At 68.0% G+C, this 11,795-nt stretch carries 10 protein-coding genes; 5 read left to right on the top strand and 5 right to left on the bottom strand.

Annotated features, from left to right (window positions below; genetic code table 11):
• Positions 1-32: 32 nt before the first annotated feature.
• From AC5WS7_RS16140 to AC5WS7_RS16155, 4 genes are all read right to left on the bottom strand, one after another.
• Positions 33-1,439: a purine-cytosine permease family protein gene (locus tag AC5WS7_RS16140; protein ID WP_495955305.1), complete on the bottom strand. Its 1,407-nt coding sequence runs from the start codon at positions 1,437-1,439 to the stop codon at positions 33-35.
• Positions 1,440-1,669: 230 nt separating this feature from the next.
• Positions 1,670-2,371 carry a DUF8020 domain-containing protein gene (locus tag AC5WS7_RS16145; protein ID WP_495955306.1) on the bottom strand — a complete coding sequence of 234 codons (702 nt, stop codon included), beginning with the start codon at positions 2,369-2,371 and terminating at the stop codon, positions 1,670-1,672.
• A 103-nt stretch (positions 2,372-2,474) separates the two neighbouring features.
• Positions 2,475-3,392, bottom strand: coding sequence for an enoyl-CoA hydratase (locus AC5WS7_RS16150; RefSeq protein WP_495955307.1), 918 nt, complete (start codon positions 3,390-3,392; stop codon positions 2,475-2,477).
• A gap of 19 nt (positions 3,393-3,411) precedes the next feature.
• A complete protein-coding gene (locus AC5WS7_RS16155; protein ID WP_495955308.1) occupies positions 3,412-4,458 on the bottom strand; it encodes a phosphotransferase family protein in 1,047 nt (348 codons plus the stop codon).
• Positions 4,459-4,709: 251 nt separating this feature from the next.
• Between AC5WS7_RS16155 and AC5WS7_RS16160 the strand changes: the two genes are divergently transcribed.
• From AC5WS7_RS16160 to AC5WS7_RS16180, 5 genes are read left to right on the top strand one after another with little or no spacing between them, the layout of a single operon-like run.
• On the top strand, positions 4,710-6,188 hold the full coding sequence (locus tag AC5WS7_RS16160; RefSeq protein ID WP_495955309.1) for a class I adenylate-forming enzyme family protein: 1,479 nt from the start codon (positions 4,710-4,712) through the stop codon (positions 6,186-6,188).
• A gap of 47 nt (positions 6,189-6,235) precedes the next feature.
• Complete coding sequence (locus tag AC5WS7_RS16165; protein ID WP_495955310.1) at positions 6,236-7,414, top strand: thiolase family protein; 1,179 nt, start codon at positions 6,236-6,238, stop codon at positions 7,412-7,414.
• A 46-nt stretch (positions 7,415-7,460) separates the two neighbouring features.
• Positions 7,461-8,222, top strand: coding sequence for an SDR family NAD(P)-dependent oxidoreductase (locus tag AC5WS7_RS16170; RefSeq protein WP_495955311.1), 762 nt, complete (start codon positions 7,461-7,463; stop codon positions 8,220-8,222).
• 40 nt (positions 8,223-8,262) lie between these two features.
• Complete coding sequence (locus AC5WS7_RS16175) at positions 8,263-9,027, top strand: SDR family NAD(P)-dependent oxidoreductase (RefSeq protein ID WP_495955312.1); 765 nt, start codon at positions 8,263-8,265, stop codon at positions 9,025-9,027.
• 52 nt (positions 9,028-9,079) lie between these two features.
• Positions 9,080-10,372 carry an acyl-CoA dehydrogenase family protein gene (locus AC5WS7_RS16180; RefSeq protein ID WP_495955313.1) on the top strand — a complete coding sequence of 431 codons (1,293 nt, stop codon included), beginning with the start codon at positions 9,080-9,082 and terminating at the stop codon, positions 10,370-10,372.
• 180 nt (positions 10,373-10,552) lie between these two features.
• Here the strand turns inward: AC5WS7_RS16180 and AC5WS7_RS16185 are convergent, their stop codons facing one another.
• Positions 10,553-11,776, bottom strand: a complete 1,224-nt coding sequence (locus AC5WS7_RS16185; protein WP_495955314.1) for a CoA transferase — start codon at positions 11,774-11,776, stop codon at positions 10,553-10,555.
• Positions 11,777-11,795 lie beyond the last annotated feature (19 nt).

Raw genomic sequence — 11,795 nt, forward strand, 5'->3', positions numbered from 1 at the left:
TCGCTGAATATTCCGGATGATCAGCGCGACGCTCAGGCTTTGGGCACAGGGCCCGGAATGGGTTCGAGGACGACGCTGTCGGGGGCCGACGAGCGGCGGTGCCGGACGAACAGAACGGCTGCGTAACTCAGGGCCGCGGTGAGCGAGCCGACCAGGCTCAGGGGCACCGCGTGGTAGAAGCTCGCGGGGAGGAAGTGAGTGCCCCAAAAGCTCACGACGAAACCCGCCAGGAAACAGAACAGGGCGGGCAGGCGCCATCGGTCGGTGGCCGTGTGGGCGGGTCGAAAGTAGCCGTCGACGTCGTGTTTGTCGCGCAGGCCCCGGAGCCAGTCGACGATCAGCACGAAGGTGAAGGGGCCGAGGAGTTCTCCGGCGTCGGTGACGAAAGTTTCGGCATGGGAAAGGATTCCGGCTTGGGCCAGTAGCACGCCGAGAATACCCAGCACGATCGTCGCGATCGGCTGCTCCCAGTTGCGCGGGGCGCGAATGGTGTTGAGGGACACCAGGATATCGACGGTCGCGGGGTAGAGGTTCATCGCGTTGATGTGCATGATCGCCAGAGCTACCCCTAGTGCCGCCACCGCGCCCCAACCCGGGATGTGTGCCCCGGCAACGGCGATGTTCCAGTCGCCGGTCGCCTGCTTCGAGTACTCGCCCATGATGCCCATGGCCAGGTTCGGCAGCATGATGCCCAGACTCGGTGCGAGGAAGTACCAGCGGCGCTGCGGAGTTCGAGCGGCCGGGACGCAGAAGCGCGAAACCGTGGAGGTTTTGTAGGTCCAGGACAGAATGCAGAATCCGCCGATCACCGAAACCGCTGTGCCCCATTGCATCCGAGCGGTCCGATGCGGGACGTGCAGCGAATAGTGCGTCGCCAGATAGACGGTCAGCGCGCTGTAGCAGATCAGGAACAGCAATGCGGTGTAGCGGTAGAAGTATTCGAGCCACTTGAACCCGAACAGCACCAGCACCACATTCGATCCGCCGATGATCCAGTACCAGGGCGCCGCGCCGGTGTGGGTCAGCGCGGCGAGGATATGGGCGCCACCGGCGGCATTGAGCCCGAAGAAGGCCATGTTGACGAAGGAGAACAGGGCCGACAGCGCGAACGTCGCCGACCGGCCGTAGGTGCGGCGGGCGACCACCAGCGCGGTCAACGGCAGCTCACGGCCCATCTCGGAGAACAGGCCGCACGGGATGAAGAAGACCAGCCAGCTCACCACCATCGCGCCGATCGTGTACCACAGGCCGTAGGGGTAGAGGATCGCGCCGATCAGCGGTGTCATGGCCGAGGCCGCGGTCATCGCCCAGGTGATGAAAAGCTTTCCGGCAGTGGCGTTTCGCTGATCGTCGGGCACCGGTGCGACACCGACTGTCTCGACCTCGTCGCTGACTCGTCGCCACCAGGAGGTCGCGGCGACACCGCCGTCTTTATGCACTTGAAGAATGTACCGTTATATAACGGTACATGCAATGGCTTCGATCGGAGCGACGATGTCGTGCGGCCGATTTCCGTGACCAGCGCCGGTTCCGGGCATGACGAACTACCCGGCGGGGTTTGCGGGTGCTGGATGAACGACCGCTCGGCGGTCGGGAGAATCGGCCGCATCGACATGCGCCGAAAGGGGATCCGGTCGTTCGACGGCCGGAGGAACCCGGTGCCCGAGGGCTACTTCGCCGGAGCCGGGCGCGGAGCGGGTTCGTTGATGGTGGTGAAGTACTGCACCGCGGCCATGATCGTGATCGGCGCGGTGATCAGCAGCTGGCCGACCACGGTGCCCAGCGCGCCGACGGCCACGATGCCACCGAGGCAGCCGACGGCAGCCGCGGGAATGAACGGTCCGAACATGCCGACGATGGTCGCGGCGGCGACGGTGGCGCCGGCGATGCCGCCGAGCAGACAACCGACGGCCGCGCCGGACAGGCCGCCGACCATGGTCCCGACGGTGGCGCCGGTGGTGATCGTGCTGGCCATGCGGCTCCAGGCCGCCTGCTCACGGTCGTACTGGTTCTTGAACGGCGCCTGATCCTCGAACGGCAGCGCGACCGGCCGGTAGCTGGCGTGCGCGAGGTCGAACTGGGGAGTCAGCGTGGCGGTGCGGCCGTTGATCCGCGCGGCGATCGGGAAGACGAAATCGTCCACCCGGAAGGACAGAGCGGATCCGGCGAGAACCTTTCCGGTAGGGCTCTTGATCTCGAACACGCCCTTGTCGACGGCGAGGGATCCCGCGTCGGTCTTGATCACGGTGCCCTTGGGGGTGGCGGTGGTCTCGTAGTGGACGGCGTTCGGCGGCGGGGCCGCTTGCGCGGTCCCGGTGATGCCCACCGCGGCTCCGGCGACCAACGCGCACGTGGCAGCAATTTTCCTCATCGGTATTTTTCCTCTCATCGGGCTCCTCGGCCGCACTGCCGAGAAGGTGTAGCTCCGGCGCGATGCCGGTGTGGGTCGACGGCCGGGTGCCGGCCGGACCTGTTCAGGGGGTATAGGGGTCGGCTCGCTCGATCGGCGGCGCCGACTTCCAGTCGGGCAGACCGAACTCCGGGGTTCCGACCGGGCTCTTGCCGCCGGACAGATGGGTCCACTGCGCGTGCGCGAGCTGGTGGATCGTGAAGGAGGAATCGAGCGCCTGGGAGAAACCCATCGCGTCCTGGGTCTGATTCACCGAATCCTTGACCAGCAAGGCGGCCATGGTCGGCACCCGCGCGATCCGGCGGGCGAAATCCAGGGTCCGCTCGCCGAGCTCGTCCGCGGGGAAGATCTTGCTCACCATACCCAGGGCGCGGGCGTCCTCGGCGTCGATGCAGTCACCGGTGAGCAGCAGCTCCTTGGTCTTGCGCGGGCCGAATTCCCAAGGGTGGCCGAAGTATTCGACGCTGCACATGCCCAGCCGGGTCGTGACGACATCCGCGAACCGGGTACCCTCCGCGGCCACGATGAGATCGCACGCCCACATCAGCATCAGGGCCGCGGAGAAGACGTTCCCGTGCACCTGCGCGATGGTGATCTTGCGGAGTTTGCGCCACCGCGCGGTGTTCTCGTAGAAGTAGTGCCACTCCTGGTGGTAGCGGGATTCGACGGCGTCGCGGGTGGCGCCGGTGCAGGTGAACGACCAGTGCTGATCGGGACCGGGGTCGCGTTCTACCCGGTATTCGGAGCTGCCGAGATCGTGACCGGAAGAGAAAACCGGCCCGTCGCCCGCCAGGATCACCACGCGCACCGTATCGTCGGCCTCGGCCCGCAGGAACGCCTCGGTGAGTTCGACGAGCAGGCCGCGATTCTGGGCATTGCGATATTTGCCGCGGCTCAGCACTATTCGAACGATCGTGCCGTCGTCGTGGGACTCGTAACGCAGGTACTTGTAGTCCGCGGCTGCGCTGGGATCGTGGGGCATGGCTGAATGTTCTTTCCGCTCAGAGGGTTTCGGATGACGGCCGGACGAGCCGCAGCGCCTGGTCGAGCAGGGCCCGGGAGACGCCGTGGAAGCGAGCGCCGAGCGCGGCGGCGGCCTTGCCGGCGCAGGCGCGCGCATGCGTGCCCTCGAGGATGATCGCGAGGCGATAGCACGCGAGCACCTGGTACCAATCGAATTCGGACATGTCCCGGCCGCTGACCGCCCCGTAGCGAGCGATGACCTCCGCACGTGCGGGCAGGCCGTCCAGTCGGCGCGCGAGTCCCATCGTGCGGGGTTCGGTGGGGTCGGGCCAGGTTGCCAAGAGATGGCCGAGGTCGAGCAGCGGATCTCCGACGGTGCCCAGTTCCCAGTCGACGATGGCGGCTACCCGCGGCCGGTCGCGGTGGAACATCACGTTTCCGAAGTGGTAGTCGCCGTGGATGATTCCCTTGCGCCACCGTGCGGGCCGGTGCGCGTCGAGCCACCGGCCGACCTCGCCGACGCCGTCGAGTTCGGGTCCCGGCCAGCCGTCGAGTTCGTGATACGAGTCCAGTTGCCGTCGCCAGCGGTCGACCTGCCGCTCGATCCAGCCGTCCGCGCGAGCCAGTTGCGCCGGGCCGAGGACGGCGGGGTCCACCTGCGCGAGGGCGGCCGCGCCATCGACGACGGACAGTCCCATCGCGTGCTGCAGGCCTGGGGTGGACGCGAACGGTTCGGGCACCTCGGAGGTGGCGGTGAATCCGTCGACCGCTTCCATCACGAAGAAGACGCACCCCAATACGTCCAGGTCATCGCATAGTGCGACGAGGCGGGGATGGGGCACGTCGGTGTCCGCGAGCGCGGCCAGGAGGCGTGCTTCGCGGCGCATCGTCTCATCGCTGTTGCTGCGTTTGTGCAGTGGCGGGCGGCGGAAGACGTAGTCCGAACCGCCCCGGGAGAAGCGGGCGAGGATGTTCTGGGTGCCCCCGGTCAACGCGCGCACATCGGTGACGGGACCGGTCCCGACCTCGTTCCGGTCGAGCCACGCCGCGAGTGTGGCGGCGTCCACCGGATCCCGATCGTTCATCGGATTCACCTCGTATCTTCCCTGTCTGCCGTGTGCGCGGCGCTGCCCTCGGAGCGATGCGGCGGAGTGACCCAGGTCATTCACGCACACCGGAGCCTACACATCTCTAGCAACCATTGTCATGAATTATTTCCAAATTGAGGCGCATGGTTGTTATCGTTCGATGCAGGCTGCCTGAAGGTTGCCGGATGCCCGTCGTCCGGCGCGTCGGGCGCGGATCAACAATCGAAGCGTTCTCACCAGGTGGTGCAATGGGTATCGAAATGGTTCTGGACATGGCTGTGTCGGTCCATCCGGACAGGCTCGCGTTGGGGCGTCGCGACTCCGGCATGACCTACCGGCAGCTCAGCGACGCCGCGTCCCGTGGCGCCGCGGTCCTGGCCGAACACGGCGCCGCGCACCTGGTGTTCGTCGGGGTTAACGGACCGGTGCTCCCGGTGCTGACCTTCGCCTCCGCCCGCGCCGGAGTCCCGATCGCACCGCTGAACTACCGGCTCGCCACCGATCAGTTGCGAGATCTGATCGGGCAGCTCGAGCGGCCGATGATCGTCGCCGATCCGGCGTATCGCGACAAGCTCGACGGCGCGGCCGGCACCGTGCTCACCAGCGCGCAGTTCCTCGAACTCGCGGAATCGTCCGGACCCACCGTCGAGGGTGTCGCACCCGACGACGCCACCGCGGTCGTGCTGTTCACCAGCGGTACCACCTCTGCACCCAAGGGCGTACTACTGCGCCACCAGCACCTGCTGTCCTATCTGCTCAACACGGTCGAATTCGGTTCCGCCGCAGCGGAAGACGCGACGCTGGTGAGTACGCCGCCGTATCACATCGCCGGTATGGGCGCGGTGCTCAGCAACGTCTACGCGGGCCGCCGGATGGTGTATCTGCCGGACTTCACCCCGCAGGGCTGGCTGGACGTCGTGCGAGGGGAGGGGATCACCGGTGCGATGGTGGTGCCCACCATGCTCGCGCGCATCGTCGAGCATCTGGACGGCGCACCGGGTGACGCGCCCACCCTCGCCTCGCTGGCCTACGGCGGCGCGCGCATGCCCCAGCCCGTGCTCGAGCAGGCGCTCGAAGCGTTCCCCGGCACCGGATTCGTCAACGCCTACGGGCTGACCGAGACCAGCTCCACGATCGCCGTGCTCGGACCCGACGATCACCGGGAAGCGTTGGCGGACCCCAAGATTCGCGGTCGCCTGTCGTCGGTCGGGCGGATCGTGCCCGGCATGCAGGCCCAGATCAGGGACGAGGACGGCGCTGTGCTGGCCGACGGCGAGACCGGCCTGCTGTGGGTGCGGGGCGCCCAGGTCAGCGGCGAATACATGGGGAAGGGATCGGCACTGGACGCCCAGGGCTGGTTCCCGACCCGGGATCAGGCTCGCATCGAGGACGGCTACCTCTACATCGGCGGCCGCGCCGACGACACCATCATCCGCGGTGGCGAGAACATCGCGCCCGCCGAAATCGAGGACGTGCTGGTCCACCACGACGACGTGCGCGAGGTCGCCGTCATCGGCGTCCCCGACGACGAGTGGGGTGAGCGGATCTGCGCGGTCATCGTGCCGAACGGCGTGGAACACGCCGGCGCGCAGGAGATCCGGACGTGGTGCCGCGAACGTCTGCGCGGCTCCCGCACGCCCGACGAGGTCGTGTTCCTGGACGAGCTGCCCAGGACCGCCACCGGGAAGCTGGTCCGCCGCGATCTGGTCGCACGGGTCGTCGGCTGACCCGAAACACCCTTTCCACCACAAACTTTCGTTCTCCTGGAGGATCCATGCGAAATGCCGTGATCGTCGACGTCGTGCGTTCGGCGTCCGGCCGGGGCAAGCCCGGGGGTGCGCTGTCCGACGTGCATCCGATCGACCTGCTGGCCGAGGTGCTGCGCTCGCTCATGGCGCGCAGCGATATCGACCCCGCACTCGTCGACGACGTCATCGGCGGGTGCGTCAGCCAGGCCTCGGAGCAGGCCGGAAATATCACCCGTTCCGCCGCGCTGGCCGCCGGCCTGCCCGAATCCACGCCGGCCACGACCGTGACCCGCGCGTGCGGTTCGAGTCAGCAGGCGGTGCACTTCGCGGCGCAGGGCGTCATCGCGGGCGCCTACGACGTCGTGATCGCCTGCGGTGTCGAATCGATGAGCCGGGTGCCGATGGGTACCGCGGCGATGGGACGGGATCTGGTGGGATCCGCACTCGCACAACGGTATCCGCAAGGATGGATCGGTCAGGGTGTCGCCGCCGAACTGGTCGCGCGCAAATTCGGCGCGAACCGCGAGGACGTCGACCGGTATGCGTTCGAATCGCATCGCCGCGCCGCCGCGGCCGCCGCCGCCGGGCATTTCGATCGCGAGATCGTGCCGGTCGCGGTACCCGGCGGTGCGCACACCGTCGACGAGACGATCCGCGCCGCCACGACCGTCGAGGGCCTCGGCACACTGCGCGCCTCGTTCCACTCCGAGGAGTCCGTGCGGCGTTTTCCCGGTCTGGGCTGGATGATCACCCCCGGCAACTCCTCGCCGCTCACCGACGCGGCCGCCGCGACCCTGATCATGTCCGAGGAGAAGGCCACAGCGCTGGGTCTGACTCCGCGCGCGCGATTCGTCGACTTCGCGGTCGCCGGTGACGACCCGGTGTACATGCTGACCGCGCCGATCCCCGCGACGCGCAAGCTCCTGGACCGTACCGGCCTGGCTCTCGGCGATATCGACGTCTACGAGGTCAACGAGGCCTTCGCGTCGGTGCCGCTGGCGTGGGCGCGCGAGTTCGACGCGGACCTCGACCGGCTCAACCCCGCCGGCGGCGCGATCGCGCTCGGTCATGCGATCGGCGCCTCCGGGGTGCGGCTGCTGGCCACCATGGTCGGCCGGCTCGAGCGCACCGGCGGGCGGTACGGCCTGCAGACGATGTGCGAACACGGCGGCATGGCCAATGCCCTGCTCGTCGAACGTATCTGAGCGTTCGGCAGACGAATTTCCGACAGCAGCCGAGGAAGGCGCATTCGTGGATATCAACGGTAAGGTCACGCTCGTCACGGGAGGTGCGTCCGGTCTCGGGCTCGCGACGGCCCGTCGGATGCTCGATCTGGGATCGAAGGTGGTGGTGCTCGATCTGCCGACATCGCAGGGGGCGGCCGTCGCCGCCGAACTCGGGCCGAACGCGGTGTTCGCCCCGGCGGACATCACCGACGAGTCCGCCGTCGCGCGGGCGCTGGACACGGCCGAGGAGTTCGGTGAACTGCGCGCGGTCGTCAGCTGTGCGGGCACCGGCCGGTCGCTGCGGGTGGTCGGCCGCCGGGGCGTCTTCCCGCTCGACGTGTTCACCCGTGTCGTGACCATCAACCTGATCGGTACGTTCAACGTGGTGCGGCTGGCCGCCGAGCGGATGTCGCGACTGGATCGCGACGGTGAGGAGCGTGGTGTCATCGTGACGACGGCGTCGGTCGCGGCCTTCGAAGGGCAGATCGGACAGGCCGCCTATGCCGCCTCGAAGGCGGGCGTGGCCGGGATGACGCTGCCGCTGGCCCGGGACCTGGCGTCGCTCGCGATCCGGGTCGTCTCCATCGCGCCGGGACTGTTCGACACCCCGTTGCTCGCGGGCCTGAACGACGAGGCGAAGGCATCCCTCGGCGCGCAGACCCCGCACCCCGCCAGGCTGGGTGCTCCCGCCGAATTCGGCTCTCTCGCAGCACATATCGTGTCCAACCCGATGCTCAACGGTGAGGTCGTCCGGCTGGACGGCGCGATCCGGATGGCGCCGCGTTGAGCGCGCACCGTATTCGCCTGTCCGACAAGGAGGTACAACGATGACCGATCCGGCCCTTCCGCTGGAGGACAAGGTCGCCCTGGTCACCGGCGGCAGCCGGGGACTCGGCCGTGAGATGGTCCTCGCGTTCGCGCGGGCCGGCGCCGACACGATCATCGTCAGTCGCAAGCTCGACAGCTGCGAGAAGCTGGCGGCGGAGGTCACCGCGACGACAGGCCGGCGCGCCCTGCCGGTCGCATGTCACGTCGGTGACTGGGATGCCCAGGAGCGCTTGGTTTCCCGCGCCTACGGCGAATTCGGCAAGGTCGACATCCTCGTGAACAACGCCGGGATGTCACCGCTGTATCCGAGCCTGGAAGAGGTCTCCGAGGCGCTGTTCGACAAGGTTTTCGACGTCAACATCAAGGGCGCGTTCCGGCTCACGACGTTGATCGGCCCGCGGATGGCCGCGGGCGGCGGCGGATCGATCATCAACATCAGCTCGATCGCATCGGAGCGGCCCACTCCGGAAGACCTGCCCTACGCCGCGGCCAAGGCCGGGCTCAACATCCTGACCAAGGGGTTCGCGCAGGCCTACGGGCCGAACGTGCGGGTCAACGCCATCATGGCCGGTCCCTTCCTGACCGATATCAGCAAGGCGTGGGATATGGACGTGGTCACCGAGAAGATGAAGGCGCTGCCGCTGGGCCGTGCGGGCAACCCCGGCGAGATCGCCGGCGCCGCGCTCTATCTCGCGGGCCCCGGGTCCGCCTACACCTCCGGCGCGATCATCCCGGTCGACGGCGGCCGCACGGCGATGCGCTGATCCTTCCCGCAAGACCGAACCCTTTCCCTACCAAGCGATGAGGAACCACGATATGAGCTGGGGATTCGAGACCGACCCCGAGTATCAGAAGGTGCTCGACTGGGCCGACGAGTTCGTCACCACCGAGGTCGAGCCGATCGACCAGGTCATCACCCATGCGTGGGATCTGCGAGACCCGTTGCGGCAGAAGCTGATACCGCCGCTGCAGGACAAGGTCCGGGAAAAAGGGCTGTGGGCCACACATCTGGGGCCCGAACTGGGCGGGCCGGGCTATGGTCAGCTGAAATTGGCGCTGCTCAACGAGATCGTCGGGCGCACCCACTCGGGTCCGATCGTCTTCGGTTCGCAGGCGCCCGATTCCGGCAACACCGAGATTCTCGCGCACTACGGCACTGCGGAACTCAAACGCCGGTATCTGGAACCGCTGATCGAGAACAGGATCGTCTCCTGCTATGCGATGACCGAACCCCAGGGCGGATCGAATCCGGTCGAGTTCGAGACCACGGCCGTACTCGACGGTGACGAGTGGGTGATCAACGGCGAGAAGTGGTTCGGCTCCAACGCGCGCTTCGCGTCGTTCTACATCGTGATGGCCGTGACCGATCCGGATGCCGAGCCGCACCGGCGGTTGTCGCAGTTCATCGTCCCGGCCGAGACGCCCGGACTCGAGATCGTCCGCAATACCGGTGTGTGGGGCCACGACTACGAGGTCGGCACGCACGCCTACACCCGCTGGACCGATGTGCGAATTCCCAAGGATCACATCCTGGGTGGGGTCGGGCAGGGTTTCGAGGTCGCGCAGACCCGACTCGGCGGCGGCCGCATCCACCACGCGATGCGCACGGTCGGCCTGGTGCAGCGCTCGCTCGACATGATGCTCGAGCGCGCCGTCTCGCGCACGACGCGGGGCAGCAGGCTGGGGGACAAGCAGCTCGTGCAGGAGATGATCGCCGATTCGTGGCTGCAACTCGAGCAGTTCCGGTTGCTGGTGCTGCGCACCGCGTGGCGGATCGATCAGGAGAACGACTATCGCAAGGTCATCAAGGACATCGCGGCGGTCAAGGCGGCGATGCCCAAGGTGCTGCTCGATGTGACCTCGCGGGCGGTGCAGCTGCACGGTTCGCTGGGCGTGTCCAAGGAACTGCCGCTCGGCAAGTGGCTGTTCGAGGCCTATCACATGGGCCTGGCCGACGGCGCCACGGAGATCCACAAGATCGGTCTGGCCCGTCAGCTGCTGCGCGATGCGACGCCGCACGAGGGATTGTTCCCGAGCTATCACCTGCCCGCGCTCGAGGAGCGGGCGCGGGCGAAATTCGCCGACGTACTGAGTGGTCTCGCCGAATAGCGCCGGCCACGACAGGGCCGCGGAGCAATCCACGTTGCGTGAAATGCGCTGCGGCCCTGCGTGTTACGTCGTGTGCGGTCGGGGGTCGGCTGTCTCGCGACGACTTTCGTGACCGCCGGTCTCTCGCTGCGGGCGTTCGTGCCGCTTCCGTCCTGCGTACCGGCGATCCGGCCGGTCGCGTCAGATCGCGACCACGCCCGCCTGTTCGAGTGCGGCGATCTCCGCATCATCGAGGTCCAGGACGTCGCGCAGCACATCGGGGCCGTCGGCGCCCAGGCTCGCGGCCGGTCCGGTCCGAAGGTGGGCACCGTCGTAGGAGGCCGGCATGGCGGCGGCGAGGTAGGTGCCGATGCGCGGCTGCGCCAGCTCGGCGAACAGCGGATTGGCCTGCAGATCCCCGGACCGGACCACCTGTTCGAAACTTCGGTACCGCTCGTGCAGCACCGAGCACGCGGCCAACGCCCGTGCGACATCGTCGGCATTGTGCGTGCGGAACCAGCGCGCGAACAGCGCGGTCAGCACCTCACGATGCTCGAAGCGGTCGCTCTCGCGGCCGAAGTCCGCCCCGAGGGCCGACTCCACCGCGGCGACGGCCTGCTCGGTTCCGGTGACGGCCAGCAGGTCCCGGAAATGGCGCGAGGTCAGTGCGACGACCATGAAGCGCTCACCGTCGGCGGTGACGAAATCTGTTCCGTACGTTCCGTATACGGCATTGCCGGTGGCGGGCCGGCCACTGCCGTTGATCTGCACCTCGGTCAGGTAACCCAGCGCACCCGCCGTCGCCAGGGCGACATCCTCGAGTGGTAGCACGATCCGCGAACCCGCCCCGGTGGCCGCGCGGCGATGGACGGCAGCGGTGACCGCGAGGGCGGCGTGTAGCCCCGCTGCGACGTCCCACGCGGGCAGGACGTGGTTCACCATGCCGCCGTGTTGCAGCGGTCCGGTGATCTGCGGGAAGCCCAGCGCGGCGTTGACGGTGTAGTCCACGGCGGGCCGCCCATCGTGCCTGCCGAGCAGTTCCAGCGTGATGACGTCGGGGCGCAGCGCGGACAGGGTTTCGTGGCCGAGCCAGTCTCGCCCGCCGGCATTGGTCACCAGGATGCCGGCGCCGTCGCCCGGGGCAGTGATCAGACGCTGCACGATGTAGCGGCCCGAGTCGCTGCGCAGGTCCAGCGCCAGCGACCGCTTACCGCGGTTGAGTCCGGTCCAGTAGATCGATTCCCCCGCGGCGGTCAGCGGCCAGCGGTCGATATCGGCGGCGCCGCCGAGCGGGTCGATGCGAATGACCTCCGCGCCGAGCTGGCACAGCGTGAGGCCGCACAGGGGCGAGGCGACGAAGCTCGAGATCTCGACGATGCGCAGCCCGGCGAGGGGGCGATCATCCGCGTGGTTCGTGGGGGTCATCCAGGGATCCTCCGGTCGA

The organism is Nocardia sp. PLKS1-43, assembly GCF_059510335.1.